Consider the following 21,820-nt stretch of genomic DNA (forward strand, 5'->3'; position numbering starts at 1 on the left):
AGTCCGCTCACGGGGCGGCTCACAGGGCGGCGACCTCTCCGACCACGACGACCGCCGGCGGACGGATCCTCTCCGTCGCGATGACCCGGCCGAGGTCGGCCAAGGTGGTGCGCACCACCCGCTCGGTCGGCAGCGAGCCGTCACAGACCACGGCGGCTGGCTGGCTGCCCGGGCGTCCCGCAGCGAGCAGCGTGTCAGCGATCGCACCGCCGTTCTCCACCGCCATCATGAGGACGAGGGTGCCGCGCAGGGCAGCGACCGCGGCCCAGTCGACGAGGCTGTCCGGGTGGCCGGGCGGCAGATGACCGGACACGACCGTGAAGTCGTGGACGACGCCCCGGTGGGTGACGGGGATCCCGGCGAGCGCCGGGACGGCGAGCGAGGACGACAGCCCCGGGATCACCCGGACGGGGACCCCCGCATCCTGCAGCGCGAGCACCTCCTCGAAGCCTCGGCCGAACACGTAGCCGTCGCCACCCTTGAGCCGCACGACGCTGCGCCCGGCCCTCGCCCGGTCGACGAGCAGCTCGTTGATCCGCTCCTGCGCGGTCGAGCGGCCCCGGGGGACCTTGGCGACGTCGATCACCTCGACCCCCGGCGACAGCTCGGCGAGCAGGCCGGCCGGGGCCAGCCGGTCGGTGACCACGACGTCGGCGCCGAGCACGGCCCGCAGCCCGGCGACGGTGATCAGGTCCCGGTCGCCCGGCCCGCCACCGACCAGGGTGACGCCGGGGAACCCGTCCGGTTCCACGGTCATGCTGCGCCCCGTCATACCGGTCATTGTCCGAGCCAGGTCACGTCGTCGCCGACCCGGGCCACCGCGCCGTTCGGGACGTCGAGCCACTGGGTCTGGTCCGGCGTGACGCCGTCGAGGTGGGCTAACGCGGCCCGGATGGCGTCGCCGTGGGACACCAGGACCGTCACCGCTGAACGGTCCAGGCCGTCGAGGACGGCTCGCATGCGGTGGTAGACGTCCATCGGCGACTCGCCGCCGTAGACCGGTTGGGTGGGGTCCGACCAGTCCGTCGCACCGGCCACGGCCCAGGTCTCCTCGTAGCGGCGGCCCTGCAGGGCCCCGAGGTGCTGCTCGCGCAGTCGCACGTCGCAGGTCAGGGTGACGCCGAAGCAGGCAGCCACGACGTCCGCGGTCTCCACCGCGCGTGTCAGGTCGCTGGTGACGACTCGTTCGACCCGCAGGCCGAGCCGGGACACGTCCGAGGCGATGGTCCTCGCCGCCGCGGCGGCCTGCCGCCGGCCGAGGTCGGTGAGCCGGGGGTGGGGGGTCTGTCCCTGGGTCAGACGGGCGAGGTTCCACTGCGACTGACCGTGTCGCACGAGGTACACCGGACGGCTCACGGGGCCATCCTCCCGTAGGCTGCGTCGTGCCCGTGGACCAGGAACCCGGTGCGACTCCGGGGCGGTTCCGCCACTGTGACGTCGACTGACGACGTAGCCAGACACTGCTCACGGGTTGTCCGACCGCACGACGGGGCGAGAACCCCGGAGGAGGATCCCGGCAGATGGCCGAGTCGCCGGCGCACGTCGCGCTGCTGTCCACGTCCGACACCGACCTGTTGTCCGCGCGCGCCAGCGGCGCGAGGTACACCTGGGCCAACCCGAGCCGCGCCACGGAGGCCGAGCTGACGGCCACGGTCGCCGACGCCGATGTCGTCGTCGTACGACTCCTCGGCTCCCCGCACGACCTGTGGCCGGGTCTGCGCTCGGTGCGCGAGCGCGGCACCCCGGTCGTGGTCCTTGGTGGTGAGCAGCAGCCGAGCGCCGAGCTGATGGAGCTGTCCAGCGTGCCGATGGGCGTGGCGACGCAGGCGCACCACTACCTGGCCGAGGGCGGTCCGGCGAACCTCACCCAGCTGCACGCGTTCCTCTCCGACACCGTGCTGCTGACTGGCCAGGGGTTCGAGCCACCCGTCGCTGTACCCGCCTGGGGGTTCGCCGAGCGGCCGGCTTCAGCCGACCCCGGTCTGCCGCGTGTCGGAGTGCTGTACTACCGGGCGCACCAGGCCAGCGGCAACACCGCGTTCGCCCACGCTCTGGCCGACGCGATCGACGCGACCGGCGAGGCCGTCGGCGTACCCGTCTTCGCCGGGTCGCTGCGCTCGGCGCCCGACGACCTCTACGAGGCGCTCGGCACGCTGGACGCCCTGGTGGTCACCGTCCTGGCGGCGGGAGGCTCGGCGCCGGCCACGGCGAGCGCGGGCGGGGACGACGAGGCGTGGGACGTCGAGCGGATCGCCGCCCTCGACATCCCCGTGCTGCAAGGACTGTGCCTGACCACGAGCCGCGCCCAGTGGGAAGCCTCCGACGAGGGGGTGAACCCGCTGGACTCGACGACACAGATTGCGATCCCCGAGTTCGACGGCCGCATCATCACGGTGCCGTTCTCGTTCAAGGAGCTGGACGAGCAGGGGCTGCCGCACTACGTCGCCGATCCGGAGCGCGCCGGCCGGGTGGCTCGCACGGCCGTCAACCACGCTCGCCTGCGCAGGACGGCCAACGCCGAGAAGAGGATCGCCCTCGTGCTGTCGGCGTACCCGACCAAGCACGCGCGCATCGGCAACGCCGTCGGCCTGGACACCCCGGTCTCCGCCGTCCGGCTGCTGCGCCGACTGCGCGAGGAGGGCTACGACCTCGGCGGCGAGAACGAGGTCACCGCCCTGCTCGACCTCGACGACGACACGGTCGCGGGGGACGCCCTCATCCACGCCCTCGTCGCGGCCGGCGGGCAGGACGAGGAGTGGCTCACCGGTGCCCAGCTCACCGACGCGCACGTACGGATCACACCGGCCGAGTACGACGCCTGGACCGCCGACCTGCCGGCGGACCTGCGGGACGCCGTGGTCCAGGCCTGGGGCGCCGCCCCGGGACGTCTGTTCGTCAACGACGCCGGCGAGCTCGTCCTGGCCACCCTGCGGGCCGGGAACGTCGTCGTCCTGATCCAGCCGCCGCGAGGCTTCGGGGAGAACCCGGTGGCGATCTACCACGACCCCGACCTGCCGCCGAGCCACCACTACCTCGCCGCCTACCGCTGGCTGGAGCACGGCTTCGGCGCCGACGCCGTCGTCCACCTCGGCAAGCACGGCTCGATGGAGTGGCTGCCCGGCAAGAACGCCGCACTCTCCGCGTCCTGCGGGCCCGACGCGGCGATCGGCGACCTCCCGCTGGTCTACCCGTTCCTGGTCAACGACCCCGGCGAGGGCGCACAGGCGAAGCGGCGTGCCCACGCCACCGTCGTGGACCACCTCGTCCCGCCGATGGCGCGCGCCGAGACGTACGGCGACCTCGCCCGCCTGGAGCAGCTCCTCGACGAGCACGCCAACATCGCGGCGATGGACCCGGCCAAGCTGCCCGCCGTCCGCGGTGAGATCTGGCAGCTCATGCGGTCAGCGCAGATGCACCGCGACCTCGGGCTGGAGGAACGCCCGGACGACGAGGAGTTCGACGACTTCCTCCTGCACGTCGACGGCTGGCTGTGCGAGATCAAGGACGCCCAGATCCGCGACGGGCTGCACGTCCTCGGCGTGGCGCCGACCGGCGAGGCGCGCGTCAACCTCGTGCTGGCGATCCTGCGCGCCGCCCAGGTGTGGGGCGGCGCCGGCAACGCCGTGCCCGGCCTGCGGACGGCGCTCGGCCTGCGGGACGGCACGGACCTGCAGGCCGTCGACGCGGCCGAGGCCCAGGCCCGGGCCCTCGTGGAGTCGATGGAGGCGAGCGGCTGGGACCCGGCGGCGGTCTCGGCCCTGCACGACGACCCTGAGGTCCGGCGGGTGCTGGCGTTCGCCGCCGAGCAGGTGGTGCCCCGGCTGGCGAGGACCGGCGAGGAGATCGACGCCGTCGTGCACGCCCTGGCCGGCGGCTTCGTTCCCGCCGGCCCCTCCGGGTCCCCCCTGCGCGGACTCGTCAACGTGCTGCCGACGGGCCGCAACTTCTACACCGTCGACCCACGGGCAGTGCCTTCGCGGCTGGCCTGGCAGACCGGCCAGGCGATGGCCGACTCGCTGCTGGCGAGGTACCTCGAGGAGACGGGGACCTACCCGACGTCGGTCGGCCTGTCGGTCTGGGGGACCTCGGCGATGCGGACCAGCGGCGACGACGTCGCCGAGGTACTCGCCCTGCTCGGCGTGCGCCCGGAGTGGGACGAGGCCTCCCGCCGGGTCACCCGCCTGCAGGTGGTCCCGCTCGGCGAGCTGTCGCGGCCCCGGATCGACGTGACGGTACGCATCTCCGGGTTCTTCCGCGACGCCTTCCCGCACGTGGTCACCATGCTCGACGACGCCGTCCGGATGGTGGCGGACCTCGACGAGCCGGAGGACCGCAACTTCGTGCGGGCCAGCTACCTCGCCGACCTGGCCGAGCACGGCGACCCTCGACGCGCGTCGACCCGCATCTTCGGCTCCAGGCCCGGGTCCTACGGGGCCGGCATCCTCCAGGTGGTCGAGTCGGGCTCCTGGCGCGACGACGCCGACCTGGCCGAGGTCTACACCGCCTGGGGCGGTTTCGCCTACGGCCGCGACCTGCACGGTGCCCCCGCGGCCGACGACATGCGCGCCAACTACCGGCGCATCAAGGTCGCGGCCAAGAACGTGGACTCCGCCGAGCACGACATCGCCGACTCCGACGACTACTTCCAGTACCACGGCGGGATGGTCGCGACGGTCCGTGCCCTGACCGGCACCGACCCGAAGGCCTACGTCGGCGACTCCACCTCGCCGGACTCGGTCCGCACCCGGTCCCTCAGCGAGGAGACCGCCCGGGTGTTCCGGGCGCGGGTGGTCAACCCCCGCTGGGTGGCGGCGATGCAGCGCCACGGCTACAAGGGCGCGTTCGAGCTGGCGGCCACCGTCGACTACCTCTTCGGGTTCGACGCCACCACGGGCGTCGTGCACGACTGGATGTACGAGAGACTCGCCCAGGAGTACGTCCTGGACGAGACGAACCAGCAGTTCATGCGCACCTCGAACCCGTGGGCCCTGCGCGGCATCGTGGAAAGGCTGCACGAGGCCGCCGAGCGTGGCATGTGGGCCGAGCCGGACCCCGACACCCTCGCCGCCCTGCAGCAGGTCTACCTGGACGTCGAGGGCGACCTCGAGGACGGCGTCCAGCGGGCGAGGCCGGTGTGAGGGTCCGCATCCTCGGGGTCGGCATGGGGCCGCACCACGTCACCTGCGAGGTCGCGGACGCGCTGCGCGCGTGCGACTACGTACTCGCCACCGAGAAGTCCGCGGACGACGGGCTGCTGGCCGCGCGCCGGGAGGTCGCGGCGGCGCACGGCGTCCCGGTGGTCGTCGTCCCGGACCCGGACCGGGACCGTGCCCCCGGCGACTACGAGCAGGCGGTGCGCGACTGGCACCGGGCGCGGGTCGCCGTGTACGAGGACGTCCTGCGGGCACGCGGTGGCACAGCAGCGCTCCTGGTGTGGGGCGACCCGTCGCTGTACGACTCGACGATCCGGGTCGTCGAGTCGCTGGCGGAGCGCCTGCCGGTCGAGTACGACGTGCTGCCCGGCATCAGCGCGCCGCAGCTCCTCGCCGCACGGCACCGGATCGTGCTGCACCCGGTCGGCCGACCCGTCCACGTCACCACGGCCCGTCGCCTGCGCGAGGACGTCACCGCCGGCCAGAGGAACCTGTGCGTCATGCTCACCGGCTCGCTCGACCTCACCGGCCTCGACGACTGGTCGATCTGGTGGGGCGCCAACCTCGGCACGGACTCCGAGGAGCTGGCCGCCGGGCGGGTGGGCGACGTCGCCGGCCACCTCGAGGACGCGCGGCTGCGGGCCAGGCAGCGCGCCGGTTGGGTGATGGACGTGTACCTGCTGAGGGCACCCGAGTGAGCGGCCTGCTCGTGGCCGGCACCACCTCCGACGCCGGCAAGAGCGCCGTGGTGACCGGCCTGTGCCGCGCCTTCGCCCGCCGCGGCGTCCGCGTCGCGCCGTACAAGGCGCAGAACATGTCGAACAACTCCATGGTCTGCGCCAGCCCGGACGGCTCGACCGCCGAGATCGGCCGCGCCCAGTGGGTCCAGGCGCTCGCGGCGGGGGTCGTCCCGGAACCGGCGATGAACCCGGTGCTCCTCAAACCGGGCTCCGACCGGCGCAGCCACGTCGTGCTCATGGGGCGCCCCGCGGGGGAGGTCAGCGCGACCGACTGGGTGGCCGGACGTCGGCACCTCGCCGCGGCCGCGCACGCCGCGTACGACGACCTGGCCTCCCGGTTCGACGTGGTGGTCGCCGAGGGTGCCGGCAGCCCGGCCGAGGTGAACCTGCGCCGCGGCGACTACGTGAACATGGGCCTGGCCCGGCACGCCGACCTGCCCGTCGTCGTCGTCGGGGACATCGACCGCGGCGGTGTCTTCGCCGCGCTGTTCGGCACCGTCGCCCTGCTGGACCCCGGCGACCAGCGCCTCGTCGCCGGCTTCGTCGTCAACAAGTTCCGCGGAGAGCCTGCGCTGCTGGCCCCGGGGCTGCAGTCCCTGGAACGGCTGTCCGGGCGACGCGTCCTCGGCGTGCTGCCCTGGGACCCGGGCCTGTGGCTGGACTCCGAGGACACCCTGGACATCCCCAGCCGGCGCGCGACCACGGACGGCGTCCGCAAGGTCGTCGTGATCCGGCTGCCCCGGATCAGCAACGTCACCGACGTCGACGCGCTCGGCCTGGAACCCACCCTCGACGTGACCTTTGCCACGGACCCGCGCGACGTCGCCGACGCGGACCTGCTCGTGCTCCCCGGCACCCGCTCGACGATCGCCGACCTGGCCTGGCTGCGCTCGCGGGGTCTGGACGTCGCCGTCGCTGACCACGTCCGTCGCGGACGCCCCCTGCTCGCCGTCTGCGGCGGCTTCCAGATGCTCGGCCGCACGATCAGCGACCCGCACGGCGTCGAGGGTGCTGCGGGGACGGCGGTCGCCGGCCTCGGCCTGCTGGACGTCCGCACCGAGTTCGAGACCGACAAGTGCCTGCGGCTGCCCGTCGGGGAGGCCCTCGGCGTCCCGGCGAGCGGTTACGAGATCCACCACGGCCGCATCACCGTCGGGTCCGGCGAGGCCTTCGCAGGTGGGGTGCGCGCCGGCAACGTCTTCGGGACGATGTGGCACGGCACCCTCGAGGGGGACGAGCTGCGTCGCGCCTTCCTCGCCGCGACCCTCGGCCTGCCGCCGTCCGAGGCGTCCTTCCCGCAGGCCCGGGCACGGCGGCTCGACCGGCTGGGCGACCTGGTCGAGCAGCACCTCGACGTCGACGCCCTGCTCGACCTGGCCCGGCACGGCGCGCCCTCCGGCCTGCCGGTGCTGCCGCCCGGTGGTGCCGCGTGAGGCTGCTCCTGCTCGGCGGTACGAGCGAGGCCCGCGCGCTGGCGGCCCGGCTGGCCACCGACGGGATCGACGTCACCAGCTCCCTGGCCGGGCGGGTCACCCGGCCGCAGCTGCCGCTCGGCGCGGTCCGGGTCGGTGGCTTCGGCGGCGTCGACGGGCTGCGCGCAGCCCTCGCCGACTACGACGCGGTGGTCGATGCGACCCACCCGTTCGCAGTCGGCATCAGCCGCAACGCCGCCGCGGCCTGCGCGGCCCAGGCAGTGCCGCTGCTGAGGCTGGAGCGGCCGGCCTGGACGCCGCAGCCGTCCTGGACCTACGTCGACACGTCCGAGCAGGCGGCCCACGCCGCGGCCGACCTCGGACGGCGCCCGTTCCTCACGGTCGGACGCCAGGAGCTCGGTCGGTTCGTCCCCGCGCTGCGGGACCGCGCCGTCCTGGCCCGTGTGGTGGAGCTGCCGGAGCAGGTGTGGCCCAGCTCCTGGCAGCTCGTCACCAGCCGCGGCCCGTACACCGTGCAGGGCGAGCGAGGGCTGATGGGCCGTCACGGCACCGACGTCCTGGTCACCAAGGACTCCGGCGGCACCTTCACCTGGCCCAAGCTGCAGGCCGCCGCCGAGCTCGGCGCCGCGGTCGTCGTCGTCCGTCGTCCCGCCGGGCCGGTCGGCGTCCCGACCGTCGCCACCGTCGACGAGGCCGTCGAGTGGGTCAGAGGCCGGCGACCGTCTCACGCCGCGCGGCCGGTGCCGTCTCGACGGCGTCGAGCCGCGACACCAGACCCGTGAGCACCAGACCGATGACGCCCCAGAGGGTGGCGACGGTGACGAACGACGCCAGCCGGAAGGACCACAACGTGTCGGCGGGGAAGTCGCCGGTCCCCTCGGCCGGCGCGAGGACCTGGCCGGCCAGCACGACGACGACCAGGTAGCCGGTCACCCCGGCCACGACGCCGCCGTAGGTGCCGACCCGCTGGCGCACCCACAGGGCACCGCGGGTGGCGAGAGCGGCCGCCGCGACCGACACCAGCACGAAACCGAAGAAGAGCGCGGTCCGCTGGCCGATCGTCTCGCCGTCGTGGACCCCAGGGGGTGACGCGGGGTACTTGAGGAACGGGACCAGCGCGACCGAGACGAACCCGAGCAGGGTCACGAGTGCGGTGGACTGCCCGGGCCGCAGGCGGCCCAGCCGGCCCAGCGTGCCCGCGACGACGAGCGCGACCGCTCCGCCGAGGGCCAGGCCGACCGCCGTCGTGGCGGTGAGCAGTCCCCAGGTCGCCTGCAGGTCTCGTGGGATCCCGCCGCCGGTGGCACCCGCTCCCTCCAGGGCGACGGCAGCCTCGACCTGTGGCTCTCCGACGGCGGAGGCGACGACGAAGGCGGCAAGCCCGGCGACCAGTCCGGCGGCGAGCCCGCGCAGGAGAAGCGCCCGTGCGCTCACAGCGGGCGTCAGTGGCAGGGGTAGCCGAGCAGGTGGCTGCCGTCGTGGACCCACTCGTGGACCACCGCGCCCTGGTCGGTGGTGGCGAAGAACAGCGCGAGCACGGCGAGGAGGCCGAGGAACAGCGCCCAGGGCGCCAGCTCCCGCATCGGGACGGTGGGGACGGCGACCGGCTCGGTGACCGGGATGACGGCGGAGTGCGACATGGCGTGTCCTCTCAGGGATTCGTGCGTCCCTGTCGATGGGCTGAGTGACGGCCGCTCGGGTCTGACTCCACCGCCGAGGCGATGTCACAGTAGCGCGACTGTGCCGGACTCCCACCGGCTTCCTTGCGACCGCACGGCGACTCTAGCCGCCCGGCCGCAGCCGGCGCCAGAGGGCACGGGTCGGTCGCCGACGTGCCGAGCAGGACGACCGGTAGCCCCACTGCCTGCGTCCCAGCACGGCCGCCGTCACGGCGGCGGTCAGCGCGGCCCCGGCCCCGACGCGCCCGGCGAGGCGCCGCGCACGCGTGATGTCCTGGGGCCGTGGCGGACGGCCGTCCCCCATGACGGCGCGGTGCTCCACGCGGTTGCCGTCGTAGCGGTTCGTGCCGCCGAGCCGGACGCCCAGCGCACCCGCGAACGCGGCCTCCGCCACGCCCGCGTTCGGGCTCGGATGGCGCCCGGCATCCCGACGCCAGGTGCGCCACGCGTCCCCGGCCCGAGCCGGGCTGGCGACGAGGGTCAGCACACCGGTGAGCCGCGATCCCGGCAGGTTCACCAGGTCGTCCAGTCGGGCCGAGGCCCAGCCGTAGCGCTGGTAACGGGCGTTGCGGTGGCCAACCATCGCGTCGAGGGTGTTGACGGCGCGGTACCCGAGCAGCCCCGGGACGCCGGCCACTGCGCCCCACACCAGGGGGGCCACGACCGCGTCGGACGTGTTCTCCGCGACCGACTCGACCACGGCCCGGGAGACCTCCGGCACGTCGAGCCCGCCGGTGTCCCGGCCGACGAGACGTCGGACCCGGGTTCGCGCCGCGGGCAGGTCGCCGCTGCGGAGCAGGCCCTGGACCGCGCCGGCCTCGAGGTCGAGGGTGCGCCCGCCCAGGACCGTCCACGTCGCGACGGCGGTGACCACGGCCCGGGCGGTCGGGCGGACCGTGAGGCGCTCGGCGGCGACACCGAGCGCCACCGCTGCCCCGACCAGCGCCGCGGCGTGGGCTGCGCCCCGAGCGCGCGAGTCGGCGTACAGCCGGCGCTCGACGGCTGCGGCGGCCCGACCGAAGCCGGCCACCGGGTGGTACCGCCGCGGGTCTGCCAGGAGGCGGTCCGCGGCGAACCCCAGCAGGATGCCGGCCGCACGTGCCGGCACCCGTGGTCCCGGGGCGTCCGGCGGCATCAGGCGGGGATCTCCTCGAGCAGGGCGACGTCGCGCAGCAGCGCGACCGCGCTGCGCAGGACCGGTACGGCGGCGACCGCGCCTGACCCCTCTCCCAGCCGCAGGCCGAGGTCGAGCAGCGGCTCGAGCCCGAGCTTGCCCAGCGCGAGGGACTGCGCAGGCTCCGTGGACCGGTGCCCGGCGGCGAACCAGGCCGCCGCGCCCGGCTCGATCCGGTCGGCGGTCACGGCGCACGCGACACTCATCAGCCCGTCGAGCAGTACCGGGACGCCGTCCTGGGCTGCTGCGAGCAGGTAGCCCGTGGCGGCTGCCAGGTCCGCCGAGCCGAGCGCCGTCAGCGTCTCGACCGGGTCGGACACCCTGGTCCCGGCGCGGGTCAGGGCCGCGTCGATGACGCCGGTCTTGCGCCTCAGCGTCTCGTCGTCGATGCCGGTGCCGCGGCCGACGACCTCGGATGCGGGCACGCCGAGCGCGGCGGCGACCATGGCGGCGGCGGGAGTGGTGTTGCCGATGCCCATGTCACCGCTGATGAGCAGCTGCGCGCCGGCCTGGATCTCCTCGCGTGCCACCCGGGCCCCGGCGTCCAGGGCGGCGCGGGTCTGGTCGGCGGTCAGCGCGTCCTCGAGGTGGATGGCGCCGCTGCCGCGCCGGACCTTGTGCGCCGTCAGCGCGGACCTCGTCGCGTCGTCCAGGTCGTCGAAGGCCTCGTCGACCCCGAGGTCCAGGACGCGGACGGTGACGCCGTGCGTGGCCGCCAGCGCGCTGACGCCGGCCCTGCCGGCGAGGAAGACCCGGACCATGGCGCCGGTGACGGCGGGCGGGAACGCTGACACGCCGTGGGCGGCGACGCCGTGGTCGCCGGCGAAGATGACCAGACGGACGTCGTCGACCTGCCGTGGTGGCACCTGGCCCTGACAGGCGGCGACCCAGACGGCGAGCTCCCCGAGGCGGCCGAGGGCACCGGGCGGGGTCGCCAGCGCCGCCAGCCGCCTGGCGGCGTGATCGCGGGCGACGGCGGAGGGGGTGGACACGGCAGGCATCGGACTCCTGTCACAGGTGGGAACGGTTGGCGGACAGTCGGTCGAGCTCCTCGAGGAGCCGCAGGGTGACGGCCGGCCGGCGGACGGCGATCCGCACCCAGCTGCCGTCCAGGCCCGGGAACGTGTCGGCACGGCGGACGGCGACACCGCGCTCGCGCAGGGCCGCGTGCACCCCGGTGCCCGGGCGGGCCAGGACGAACGGAGCCGCTGACGGGACGACGTCGATGCCGCGGCGGCGCAGTCCGTCCTCGAGAAGCTCTCGGCGGCGCACCACCGACTGGGCGCGACGAGAGCCCTCGGCTGCGGCGGCCGGTCCGCAGCACGCGACCGTGGCGGCGATCGCCGGTGACGACACCGCCCAGGGGGTCTGGACCGCGGCGAGCCGGCGCACGACCGAGCGATCACCGACGACGTACCCGGCGCGGATGCCCGGCACGGACCAGTGCTTGGTCAGGCTCCGAACCACCACCAGGCCGGCGAGCCGCTCCCCGGCGAGCGACTCCGCCTCGCCGGGCACGGCGTCCATGAAGGCCTCGTCCACCACCACGAGCCGGCCGCGGCGGCGCAGGCGTCTCAGGGCGCTCGCAGGGTGCAGGACCCCGGTCGGGTTGGTCGGGTTGCCCACGACGACGAGGTCCGCGTCCTGCGGGACGGCGTCGGGGTCGAGCGCGAAACCGTTCTCGGGCCTGCACAGCACGGTCGTGACCGCTCGCCCCGCCTGCTCCAGCGCCACGTGCGGCTCGGTGAACTGCGGGTGCACGACGACGGGCCGGCGCCACGGCTCGAGACGCGCCAGGAGGGTGAACGCCTCGGCCGCCCCGGCGGTCGGCAGCACCTCGTCGGCCTCCCGGCCGTGCCGCCGGGCGACGACGGCGGCGGCGGCGGACGCGTCCGGGTAGGACGCCGCGTCGGTCAGCGACTCCCGCAGCGCTCGTTCCAGCCACGGTGGCCGGTCGCCGTCGTACACGTTGACCGCCAGGTCGACGAGCGCCTCGCCGGTCTCGGCGTCACCGTGGTGCCGCAGCGGCTGGAGCAGCGGGTCCCGCGACGACGACGCCGCAGGCAGGACGGGCCTGGGCCGGCGCGGGTGGTGGCGCGGGTGGTGGTGGGTGTGGCGGTGGGGAGTGGCCGCGTGCACGGCGTCGGCGAACCGCTGTGCCGTGCGCGGGTGCCCCGCCCAGTGCACGTGGAGGTAGGACGCGTGCAGCGTCGCCGTGGCGAAACCCGTTGCCTCGCCGTCGATCTCCCACGCCGGGCAGCCGCCCGCCACCGGGGTGGTCCGGGTGCGGTGGAACTCGTGACCGGTCACCCGGTCCCCCGCCCGCGCCAGGAGGGAGTCGGCCGGTGCGACCGCGTCCGGGTAGCGCAAGGTCAGCCGGTCCGTCATGGCCGCCGTCGCGGGGACGACCCCGGCCATCGGGACGTCGTCCAGCGTGCTCGACAGGTAGAGCAGGCCGGCGCACTCGGCGACGGTCGGGACGCCGGCCTCGACGGCGGCACGCAGGTCCTCGAGCAGGCTGTGGTTGGCAGCGAGCTCGGCGGCGTACACCTCGGGGAAGCCGCCGCCGAGGTAGACACCTGCCGTCCCCTCGGGCAGCGCCGGGTCGGCGAGGGGGTCGAAGGGCACGACCTGGCAGCCCGCCGCCTGCAACAGCTCGTCGGTCTCGGTGTACCGGAAGGTGAAGGCTCGCCCCGCCGCCACCGCGACGACGGGCCTGCCGCCACCGGGGGGATGGACGTCGTCGCGGGGGTCCCACGCCCGGCCGGGCAGGTCCACAGCGCTCCGGGCCACCTGCAGGACGGCGTCCACGTCGAGGTGGCGCCGGACCTGCTCCCCGAGCCGGGCGACCACCGCTGCCGACACGTCGCGCTCGGCCGCCGGCACGAGGCCGAGGTGCCGCGACGGCGTGGTCAGCTCCTCGGACCGCGGGAGCACCCCGAGAACCGGCAGCCCGACGCGCTCCAGCGCCCTGATGACCTCGGCGTCGTTGCGCGCCGAGCCAGCGCGGTTCAGGACGACGCCGGCGATGTCGACGCCGGTGTCGAACGCCGCCATCCCCGCGGCGACCGCAGCGGCGGTGCGTGACTGCCGCGCGACGTCGACGACGAGGACGACCGGTGAGCGGGTCAGGGCGGCGACGTGCGCGGTGGAGGCGAACCCGTCGGTGCCCAGCCGACCGTCGTACAGTCCCATGACGCCTTCGACCACCGCGACGTCCGCGCCGGCCGCCCCGTGGAGCAGGAGCGGGACGATCCGCTCCTCGCCGACGAGGTGCGGGTCGAGGTTGCGCCCGGGTCGGCCGGTGGCGAGCGCGTGGTAGCCGGGGTCGATGTAGTCGGGGCCGACCTTGTGCCCGCTCACCCGGTGCCCGGCGGCGGCCAGAGCGGCCATCAGGCCGGTGGCGACGGTCGTCTTGCCCTGGCCCGTGGACGGCGCCGCGACGACGAGCCGCGGCAGGGTCACCACACCGGCCCCCGCCGGCTCACCACTCGATGCCCTTCTGCCCCTTCTGGCCGGCGTCCATCGGGTGCTTGACCTTGGCCATCTCGGTGACCAGGTCGGCGGCCTCGACGAGCCGGGGGTCGGCGTTGCGGCCGGTGATCACCACGTGCTGGTGACCTGGTCGCCGCCGGAGCGTGGTGATGACGTCATCCACGTCCACCCACCCCCACGTCATCGGGTAGGTGAACTCGTCCAGCACGAGCAGGTCGTGAGCACCGTCCGCGAGACGACGCTTGACCTCGCGCCACCCCTCGAGGGCGGCCGCGGCATGGTCCTCGGCGTCGCCCTGCTTGCGGCTCCAGGACCAGCCGGAGCCCATCTTGTGCCACTCGACCGGCCCGCCCTCTCCGGTCTCGCGGTGCAGGGCCCCCAGCCGCTCCAGGACCGTCTGCTCACCGATACGCCACCTGGCGGACTTCACGAACTGGAAGACCCCGATACGCCAGCCCTGGTTCCAGCCGCGCAGAGCGAGCCCGAAGGCCGCGGTCGACTTCCCCTTGCCGTCGCCGGTGTGGACCACGACGAGCGGGCGGTTGCGACGCTGCCGCGTCGTGAGCCCGTCGTCCGGGATCGTGGTGGGTCGGCCCTCGGGCATCAGGCTGCTCCGTTCGTCGCGCGGGTGTGGCGCCGGACCGAGCCGGTCAGGGTCTGGGCGGTCACCTCCGCCACGGGCAGGTGCTCGGCCCGCAGCAGGCTCGCCAGCCGGGTCGCCAGGCCGAGTCGCACCGGGCCGCTCTCCCCGTCGACGACGACCGTGGTCACGCTCAGGCGGGCGACGTGCTCGGCAGCCTCACCCGACCGGGCGACCGCGTCCTTTCCCGCGGTGGCGCGCCCGTCGGTCACCACGACGAGCAGCGGGCGCAGGCGCGGGTCCCGCAGGCGCTCGCGCTCCAGCACCCGGGCCGCCTCCAGGAGGCCCTCGGCCAACGGTGTCCGACCGCCGGCGGGGAGCTCGTCGAGGCGGCGGGCGGCGATCTCGACGCTGTGGGTCGGCGGCAGGACCAGCTCGGCGCCGCCGCCACCGAAGGTGATCAGGCCGACCTTGTCGCGCCGGCGGTAGGCGTCCAGCAGCAGCGAGAGGACCGCGGTCTTCACCTGGGTCATCCGCTTGCGCGCCGCCATCGACCCGGACGCGTCGACGCAGAACAGGACGAGGTTGGCCTCCCGGCCCTCACGGACCGCGATCCGCAGGTCCTCGGCCCGCAGGTCCACCCGGCCGCCTGCCCGGGGGCGGACGGGCTGCTGAGCGGCGGCCGCCTTTAACGTCTCGACCAGGTGGAGCGAACCGCTGTCACCGGGCTCGCAGCCGACACGCCTGCCGCTGCTGGAGATGGCGCGGCTGCGGCGACCGGTCGCCCCCGAGCCGACACCGTCGACGGTGAGCAGTCGCGGGCGCTGTGGCGCGCCGGCCTGGACGACCGTCTGCGTACCGGCCCCGGCACGCTCGCCGTCCGGCTGTCCGCCGCCGTCCGGCTGTTCGCCGCCGTCCGGCTGTTCGCCGCCGTCCGGCTGGGCGCCGCCGTCCGGCTGGGCGCCGCCGTCCGGCTGTTCGCCGCCGTCCGGCTGGGCGCCGCGGTCCTGCCCCGGGGACCCCCCCGGGCCCGGGCCTTCTGGCGGGTCCGGAGGCAGACCGTCGCCGAGGACCTGGTCGAGCAGGTCCTCGTCCAGCCCTGGCGCGTCGAACGGCGTGCGCCGCCTGCGGTGCGGCAGAGCCAGCAGCGCGGCCCGGCGGATGTCTGCCGTGGTGACCTCGTCGCGCCCCGCCCACGCGGCGTGGGCCACGGCGGTGCGTGCGGTGACGATGTCCGCGCGCAGGCCGTCCACCTCGAACGCGGCACAGACCTCGGCAACCGTCAGCAGGGCGGACTCGGTCAGCCGCACGGTGGCGACCCGTTCACGGGCGCTCGCGATCCGTCCGGTGAGCGCCTGGTCGGCTGCGCGGTAACGCGCCGCAAACCCCACCGGGTCCGCGTCGTACGCCATCCGGCGCCGGACGACGTCGGCCCGCACCGCCGGGTCGCGCGGTGCCCGGACCTCGACGGTGAGCCCGAAACGGTCGAGGAGCTGGGGGCGCAGCTCCCCCTCCTCGGGGTTCATGGTGCCGATGAGGACGAACCGAGCCGCGTGCTCCACCGAGACGCCGTCCCGCTCGACCGTGGCGCGGCCCATGGCCGCGGTGTCGAGCAGGAGGTCGACGAGGTGGTCGTGCAGCAGGTTGACCTCGTCGACGTAGAGGATGCCGCGGTGGGCGCGCGCGAGCAGGCCGGGCTCGTACTCCACGGAGCCCTGGGACAGTGCGCGTCCGAGGTGCAGGGAGCCCAGCACGCGGTCCTCCGTCGCACCGACGGGCAGCTCGACGAGACGAACCGGGCGAGTGACCACTTCGGCGTCGCCGCCGAACGGGCCGTCCGGCGAGACCGCGCAGGAGTCTGCCGGGTCGACCGAGAACCGGTCGGCCGCGTACACGTGGATCGGTGGGAGGACCGCCGCCAGCGCGCGGACGGCGGTGGACTTGGCCGTCCCCTTCTCGCCGCGGACGAGCACGCCCCCGATCTCCGGCGAGATGGCGGTCAGGACGAGGGCCAGCCCCATGTCGTCCAGGGCGTCGGCCTCGCACCCGAGGACGGCTGAGAAGGGGTACTGCACCGGCATACGAGGCTCCCGCTCGGTTGCGCCATGGAACACGGTCCGGTCCCGAGGCCGGTCTTCGGACTTGTCGGGTCCCCCGTCGCCAGGGGCCCGATTCACCGCAGCGGGCCTGTGCCGGACTCTCACCGGCTTCCCAGATTCTCCTCGTCGCCAGCCCCGCCGTTTCCGACGGCTCGGTCTCAGAGGCACCTCGTGACGGTGGCCACGATAGCGTGCGAAGCCGTGCCGGCACCCACGAGCCCTCGCCCGCAGCCGACGCTCACGGTGGTCGGCATCGGCGCCCGCGGCTGGAGCGGGCTCACCGACGACGTGCGCAGACTGCTGCTCGACGCCCGGGTGCTGGTCGGCGGGCAGCGACACCTGGACCTGGTGCCGCCGCGGCCCGGGCAGCGACGCGAACGGTGGCCGACACCGCTGCGCGACGGCCTGCCGGACCTGCTCGCCACGCTGACGCAGGGACCGGTCGTCGCGCTGGCCTCCGGTGACCCGCTGGTCTCCGGCGTCGGGTCGACCCTCGTCGACCTGCTCGGTGAGGACCGGGTGGAGATCTACCCGGCGACCTCCTCGGTCGCGCTCGCCCGGGCCGAGCTGCGCTGGCCGGCGGAGTCCTGCGCGGTGGTCAGCGTCGTGGGCAGGAGCCCGGCACTGGTCCTGCGCGAGCTGGCGCCGGGCCGGCGAGTGCTCGTGCTGTCCTCCGACGAGAGCACCCCCGCGCAGGTGGCGCGGCTGCTGACCGCCGCCGGGTACGGCGCGTCGCGGGTGCACGTCCTCGGTGACCTGGGCTCCGACCGCTTCACCCGGGTGGACGGCACAGCCGGCACCTGGTCGGCCGTCTGTCCGCGGCTCAACGTCGTCGGGCTGGAGCTGGACGGTCCCGCGCACGGTGCCTGGGTCGCCGGTCTGCCCGACCACCTGTTCGACCACGACGGGCAGCTCACCAAGCGGGACCTGCGCGCCGCTGCGCTGGCCCGCCTCGCGCCGGTGCCCGGAGCTCACCTGTGGGACGTCGGGGCGGGCGCCGGCTCGGTGGGGGTGGAGTGGATGCGCGCCCACCCGACCTGCTCCGCGACTGCCGTCGAGGCCGATGCCCAGCGCGCGGAGCGGATCACCCGCAACGCCCACCGCCTCGGGGTGCCCGGCCTGCGCGTCGTCCACGGCACCGCACCGGAGGCCCTCGCCGACCTGCCGGCCCCCGACGCGGTGTTCGTCGGCGGCGGTGCCACCACGCCCGGCGTCCTCGAGACCTGCCTGGCCGCGCTGCCGCCCGGCGGACGCGTCGTCGTCCACGGGGTGACCCTGGAGACCGAGCGGCTGCTGGCGGACCTCTACCGCGACCACGGCGGGGAACTGACCCGGGTCGGTGTCGAGGTGGCGGCCCCGATCGGCTCGTTCACCGGCTGGACGCCCGCCAGGTCGGTCACCCAGTGGGCCTACGTGCGCGGCTGACCTGGGGGTACCCGGCGGTCGCGGCGCGGGTCGTAGAGGAACGACTCCCCGCCGGGCCGGGGGTCGAGAGCCCGACCGACGAGGATGACCGCGGCCTGCCGCAGCGCAGCAGCCTCGACGGCGTCGGCGATGGTGGCGACCGTGCCGTGCAGGACGACCTCGCCCGGCTGACTGGCCCGGTAGACGACCACGACCGGGCAGTCGGCGCCGTACTCCGGTTCCAGCTCCGCCATGAGCTCACGGGTCCGGGTGATCGCCAGGTGCAGCACGAGCGTCGCACGGGTCGCGGCGTACGCGGACAGCGCCTCGGTGGCGGGCATCGGGCTGGAACGGGCCCGGGTACGAGTCAGCACGACGGACTGCGCGACGAGCGGGACGGTGAGCTCCCGGCCCACTGCGGCCGCTGCGGCGGCGTACGCCGGTACGCCGGGCGTGGCGTCCCAGGCCACGCCCGCGGCGTCGAGCCGGCGGGTCTGCTCGGCCAGCGCCGAGTACACCGACAGGTCGCCGGACGTGAGACGGACGACGTCCTTGCCCTCGTGGTGGGCGGCCGTCAGCCGTTCGGTGATCCGGTCGAGGTCAAGGTGCTGGGTGTCGACCAGCTCGGCCTGCGGGCTGACGTGGTCCAGGACCTGCGGGTCGAGGTACGTCCCCGGGTAGAGCACGACGTCGGCCTCGGCCAGCAACCGGGTCGCTCGAACCGTCAGCAGGTCGGCCGCGCCGGGCCCGGCGCCCACGAAGTGGACGACCATCAGCCCTGCACCCACCGCGGCGTCCAGACACCCGCCCTGGTGACGCGCGTGGCGTCGGCGCCCACGATGAGCAGGCACCTCATGTCGATCGTGGCCGGGTCGAGACCGGCCAGCGTCGTCACGGTGAGCGACTCCTGTGCGCGGCCGACGTCGCGGCCCACGACGACGACGGTGTCGGGCCTGCGGTGCTCGAGCAGGACCCGTTGCGCCGTCGCGACCTGGTGGGTCCGCGACCGTGACGCCGGGTTGTAGATCGCCAGCACGAGGTCGGCCGCGGCGACGGCCCGAAGACGCCGTTCGACGACCGTCCACGGCTTGAGCCGGTCGGAGAGGGACACGACGGCGAAGTCGGCCCCGATCGGGGCACCGGCCCGGGCGGCGACCGCCTGGACCGCGCTGACACCCGGCAGGACGCGGACGGCCACGTCGGCGTAGGCCGGGTCCTCGGCCGCCTCGAAGACGGCGGCCGCCATGCCGAACACCCCGGGGTCGCCGCCGGAGACGACGGCCACCCGCTCACCGGCCCGGGCGAGGTCGAGGGCGTGGCGGGCGCGGTCGAGCTCGACGGTGTTGCCGCTCGCGTGCCGGGTCAGGCCGCTGCGCTGAGGTACGCGGTCCAGGTACGGGCCGTAGCCGACGACGTGGTCCACCTGCGCCAGGGCGGCCGAGGCCTCAGGGGTGAGCCAGCCGTCCGGACCAGGACCGAGACCGACCACGAGCAGCTCTGCCGCCGGCTGGTCCCGCACCGAGCGCCCGGCGTCCGCCTCGACCACGGCGCCGCGCTGCCGGGAGCGCCGTCCGTTGCGAGTGTCTCCTGGGACCACGACGAGCGCGAAGTACGGCACCGTGTCGGCGTCGACCTCGGCGACCGGCAGCCAGCGCTGCCCGGGCATCGACACCCGCTCGACGTAGAGCGCGTGGTCCAGCCGTCCGGCGGCTTCCAGCGCCCTGCGGACGGCCGGGAAGGTGCGGCCGAGCTTGAGGACGATCGCGGCGTCGGTGTCCGCCAGGCGACGGGCGAGCTCGGGCTCAGGCATCGTGCCCGGCAGCACGGTCAGCATGTCGGTCTGGCGGACCAGCGGCGCAGCCGCGGCAGCGGTGGCGGCAGCGAACGCCGGCACCCCGGGGACGATCTCGGTCGGGTACCTGCCGGCCAGCCGGTCGTGCATGTACATGAACGAGCCGTAGAACAGCGGGTCGCCTTCGGCGAGCAGGACGACGTCCCGCCCGGCGTCGAGGTGCGCCGCCAGCCGGGCGGCGGACTGCTCGTAGAAGTCGGCGAGCGCGCCGGCGTAGCCGCCGGGGTGGTCGGTCGCCCCCGTCGTCACCGGGTAGCGGAGCTCCTCCTCGACGACACCCTGGGGGAACAGTCCCGCGGCGGTGCGGCGGGCGTTGGACTCCTTGCCGGCGCCGGCGTGGTAGGCGATCACGTCCGCGCTCGCGATGAGTCGGGCGCCCTTGCGGGTGATGAGGTCGGGGTCGCCGGGCCCGACGCCGACGCCGTAGAGGTGACCGGTCACTCCTCCTCCTCCCGGGCCAGCGCGTTGAGCGCCGAGGAGGTCATCGCCGACCCACCTCGACGCCCGCGGACGGTGACGTACGGCAGGTCGACGCCGTGCCGGTCACCCAGGTCGACGAGGGCCTGCTTGGACTCGGTTGCGCCGGTGAAGCCCACTGGGCAGCCGACAACAGCGGCGGGGCGCGGCGCGCCGTCCAGGACCATCTCGAGCAGGTGGAACAGCGCAGTGGGGGCGTTGCCGATGGCCACGACAGCACCGTCGAGGTACGGCTCCCACAGGGACACCGCGGCAGCGGTGCGGGTGGTCCGCCACTGCTGCGCCAGAACCGGGACCCGCTCGTCGTGCAGGAAGCAGAGCACCTCGTTGGTGTTGGGCAGGCGGCTGCGGGTGACACCGGTGGCGACCATCGTGGTGTCGCACAGGATCGGCGCACCGGCCTCCAGCGCGGCACGGGCAGCGACCACCAGTCGAGGGTGCACGACGAGGTCGGCGGCCAGGTCGACCTGGCCGCTGCCGTGGATCATCCGGACGGCGAGCTTCTCGGCGTCCGGGGGAACGCGGCTGAGGTCAGCCTCACGACGGATGGTGGCGAAGGAGTCGGTGTAGATCTCCGGACCGGAGGAGACGTAGTCGTAGCGCCGCACGGGCCTTCTCGGCTGTCTCACCGGTCGTTCTCCGGGACCAGTACCCCGCGCCACGGGGTGACGACGAGGCGATCGGTGCCCGACGTCAGCTCGGTGACGGCGGCGTGGTCGAGCCCGGACGGCGGGACCGCGACGTGGCGACCCCCCGGGACGTCACCGAACGGCAGCGGGGCCGCCGGCGGCGGCAGCCGAGGGTCGGGCTGCTGCTCGTCGGTGAGCGGGCGGCCGAGCTCGGCCACGTGCCACGGCGCGCTCGACAGCTCGCCGCGCACGTCGATGAACCGGACGGCGAGGGCCACGAGGGCGCGAGCGGCGTCGCGCAACCCCACCACCGGCCCCCATGCCGGCCCGACCCGCAGCTGGGCCGTCGCGGCGTCCAGGGCGACGAGACCGAGGTCGCAGGGCCGGTCGCACAGGTCGCCTCGGCCGTCGTCCAGGACGAACAGGAACCGTCCCGGCAGCCCGGCCACCCGTGGCTCGGAGCAGAGCAGGTCGTCCAGCTCTCGAGCGACCGGTCGCAGGTCGGCGCGGCCGCCGCTACACCCGGTCTGCGGCGACGCCATCACGTTGCGCACCAGCTCGTGCGTCCGGGTGGGCAGCAGCCCGGTCGCCTCCAGGGCCGTCAGCGCCGTCGGGTCGAGGTGGCCGTCTGCCCCCGGCAGCCCCCGGACCTGGAGGTTGGCGCGAGAAGTCACGTGGACGTAGCCGTCGCCGTACCGTCGGGCAACGCCGACGAGCTCCTCGAGCTGCCTGGACCGCACGTGGCCGCCGATCAGCCGAAGCCGCACGAGCAGGCCGTCCTCGGCGGGCCAGGGCCGCACCGCGCCGGGGCAACGATCTCGTCGGTCTCGGACGACTGGCACGCTCGGTACCCCATCTGGTCATGGGCCCTGTCGCGGGGCCCGCTTCTGACCTGGCGGCGGTCACCGCTAGGGCCAGCAGGTCTTCGGACTCGGGATCGACCGGAGCGGGGCGCCTTCCCGGAGTGGACTCCAGTGGCTGCCGTCGGCCGGCGTGCCCCGCCCGTCACCCTCACCGCTGCGCGTCAGTCCCGGACTCCCACCGGGTTCCCTGACTCCACCTCGTGGAGCACGACTGGCGCTGCCCACGCTACCGCAGGGCGCGC

Annotated in this window: 18 protein-coding genes and 3 riboswitches; of the genes, 5 read left to right on the forward strand and 13 right to left on the reverse strand. The window is 74.8% G+C overall.

The window, feature by feature from the left end:
* Positions 1–19 precede the first annotated feature (19 nt).
* Complete coding sequence (gene cobA, locus ACFP6A_RS07355; RefSeq protein ID WP_379602759.1) at positions 20–772, reverse strand: uroporphyrinogen-III C-methyltransferase; 753 nt, start codon at positions 770–772, stop codon at positions 20–22.
* 5 nt (positions 773–777) lie between these two features.
* Positions 778–1,356 (reverse strand): histidine phosphatase family protein, encoded by a 579-nt coding sequence (locus tag ACFP6A_RS07360; RefSeq protein WP_379602761.1) that lies wholly within the window; start codon positions 1,354–1,356, stop codon positions 778–780.
* A riboswitch (cobalamin riboswitch) is annotated at positions 1,355–1,484 on the forward strand. (Overlaps the previous gene by 2 nt.)
* A gap of 36 nt (positions 1,485–1,520) precedes the next feature.
* On the opposite strand from ACFP6A_RS07360, the gene cobN reads away from it, so the two are divergent.
* From cobN to ACFP6A_RS07380, 4 genes are read left to right on the forward strand one after another with little or no spacing between them, the layout of a single operon-like run.
* On the forward strand, positions 1,521–5,138 hold the full coding sequence (gene cobN, locus ACFP6A_RS07365) for a cobaltochelatase subunit CobN (RefSeq protein WP_379602763.1): 3,618 nt from the start codon (positions 1,521–1,523) through the stop codon (positions 5,136–5,138).
* Positions 5,135–5,851 (forward strand): precorrin-6A synthase (deacetylating), encoded by a 717-nt coding sequence (gene cobF / locus ACFP6A_RS07370; RefSeq protein ID WP_379602765.1) that lies wholly within the window; start codon positions 5,135–5,137, stop codon positions 5,849–5,851. The genes cobN and cobF overlap by 4 nt, the downstream gene beginning before the upstream one ends.
* Positions 5,848–7,326 carry a cobyric acid synthase gene (locus ACFP6A_RS07375; RefSeq protein ID WP_379602767.1) on the forward strand — a complete coding sequence of 493 codons (1,479 nt, stop codon included), beginning with the start codon at positions 5,848–5,850 and terminating at the stop codon, positions 7,324–7,326. Before cobF ends, ACFP6A_RS07375 begins: the two co-directional genes overlap by 4 nt.
* Positions 7,323–8,108, forward strand: a complete 786-nt coding sequence (locus tag ACFP6A_RS07380) for a cobalt-precorrin-6A reductase (RefSeq protein ID WP_379602769.1) — start codon at positions 7,323–7,325, stop codon at positions 8,106–8,108. The genes ACFP6A_RS07375 and ACFP6A_RS07380 overlap by 4 nt, the downstream gene beginning before the upstream one ends.
* On the opposite strand, the gene ACFP6A_RS07385 is transcribed toward ACFP6A_RS07380, so the two are convergent.
* The 7 genes from ACFP6A_RS07385 to ACFP6A_RS07415 all read right to left on the reverse strand — a co-directional run bounded on the left by ACFP6A_RS07385 (position 8,032) and on the right by ACFP6A_RS07415 (position 16,335).
* Positions 8,032–8,760 (reverse strand): CbtA family protein, encoded by a 729-nt coding sequence (locus tag ACFP6A_RS07385; RefSeq protein ID WP_379602771.1) that lies wholly within the window; start codon positions 8,758–8,760, stop codon positions 8,032–8,034. The two genes, ACFP6A_RS07380 and ACFP6A_RS07385, sit on opposite strands and share 77 nt — an antisense overlap.
* Positions 8,761–8,768: 8 nt before the next feature.
* Complete coding sequence (locus ACFP6A_RS07390; RefSeq protein WP_379602773.1) at positions 8,769–8,966, reverse strand: CbtB-domain containing protein; 198 nt, start codon at positions 8,964–8,966, stop codon at positions 8,769–8,771.
* 142 nt (positions 8,967–9,108) lie between these two features.
* Positions 9,109–10,140, reverse strand: coding sequence for a cobalamin biosynthesis protein (locus tag ACFP6A_RS07395; protein ID WP_379602775.1), 1,032 nt, complete (start codon positions 10,138–10,140; stop codon positions 9,109–9,111).
* Positions 10,140–11,180, reverse strand: coding sequence for a nicotinate-nucleotide--dimethylbenzimidazole phosphoribosyltransferase (gene cobT, locus ACFP6A_RS07400; protein ID WP_379602777.1), 1,041 nt, complete (start codon positions 11,178–11,180; stop codon positions 10,140–10,142). The genes ACFP6A_RS07395 and cobT overlap by 1 nt, the downstream gene beginning before the upstream one ends.
* A gap of 10 nt (positions 11,181–11,190) precedes the next feature.
* Positions 11,191–13,647: a cobyrinate a,c-diamide synthase gene (locus ACFP6A_RS07405; protein WP_379602779.1), complete on the reverse strand. Its 2,457-nt coding sequence runs from the start codon at positions 13,645–13,647 to the stop codon at positions 11,191–11,193.
* A gap of 16 nt (positions 13,648–13,663) precedes the next feature.
* Positions 13,664–14,278: a cob(I)yrinic acid a,c-diamide adenosyltransferase gene (gene cobO, locus ACFP6A_RS07410; RefSeq protein ID WP_379602781.1), complete on the reverse strand. Its 615-nt coding sequence runs from the start codon at positions 14,276–14,278 to the stop codon at positions 13,664–13,666.
* Positions 14,278–16,335 carry a VWA domain-containing protein gene (locus ACFP6A_RS07415; RefSeq protein WP_379602783.1) on the reverse strand — a complete coding sequence of 686 codons (2,058 nt, stop codon included), beginning with the start codon at positions 16,333–16,335 and terminating at the stop codon, positions 14,278–14,280. Before ACFP6A_RS07415 ends, cobO begins: the two co-directional genes overlap by 1 nt.
* Before the next feature lie 28 nt (positions 16,336–16,363).
* Positions 16,364–16,506, reverse strand: a riboswitch (cobalamin riboswitch).
* 48 nt (positions 16,507–16,554) lie between these two features.
* Between ACFP6A_RS07415 and cbiE the strand changes: the two genes are divergently transcribed.
* Positions 16,555–17,778, forward strand: a complete 1,224-nt coding sequence (gene cbiE / locus ACFP6A_RS07420; RefSeq protein ID WP_379602785.1) for a precorrin-6y C5,15-methyltransferase (decarboxylating) subunit CbiE — start codon at positions 16,555–16,557, stop codon at positions 17,776–17,778.
* Here the strand turns inward: cbiE and cobM are convergent.
* From cobM to ACFP6A_RS07440, 4 genes are read right to left on the reverse strand one after another with little or no spacing between them, the layout of a single operon-like run.
* Positions 17,763–18,530 (reverse strand): precorrin-4 C(11)-methyltransferase, encoded by a 768-nt coding sequence (cobM, locus tag ACFP6A_RS07425; protein WP_379602914.1) that lies wholly within the window; start codon positions 18,528–18,530, stop codon positions 17,763–17,765. The two genes, cbiE and cobM, sit on opposite strands and share 16 nt — an antisense overlap.
* Positions 18,530–20,050, reverse strand: a complete 1,521-nt coding sequence (locus ACFP6A_RS07430) for a precorrin-2 C(20)-methyltransferase (protein ID WP_379602787.1) — start codon at positions 20,048–20,050, stop codon at positions 18,530–18,532. The genes cobM and ACFP6A_RS07430 overlap by 1 nt, the downstream gene beginning before the upstream one ends.
* The gene (locus ACFP6A_RS07435) at positions 20,047–20,715 is read right to left on the reverse strand and encodes a precorrin-8X methylmutase (protein ID WP_379602789.1); all 669 of its coding nucleotides are present in this window, start codon (positions 20,713–20,715) and stop codon (positions 20,047–20,049) included. Before ACFP6A_RS07435 ends, ACFP6A_RS07430 begins: the two co-directional genes overlap by 4 nt.
* Positions 20,712–21,515, reverse strand: a complete 804-nt coding sequence (locus ACFP6A_RS07440) for a nitrite reductase (RefSeq protein ID WP_379602791.1) — start codon at positions 21,513–21,515, stop codon at positions 20,712–20,714. Before ACFP6A_RS07440 ends, ACFP6A_RS07435 begins: the two co-directional genes overlap by 4 nt.
* 98 nt (positions 21,516–21,613) lie before the next feature.
* Positions 21,614–21,809, reverse strand: a riboswitch (cobalamin riboswitch).
* Positions 21,810–21,820 lie beyond the last annotated feature (11 nt).

It is taken from the genome of Quadrisphaera sp. GCM10027208, from assembly GCF_042658805.1.
Classification (GTDB): domain Bacteria; phylum Actinomycetota; class Actinomycetes; order Actinomycetales; family SCSIO-59966; genus SCSIO-59966.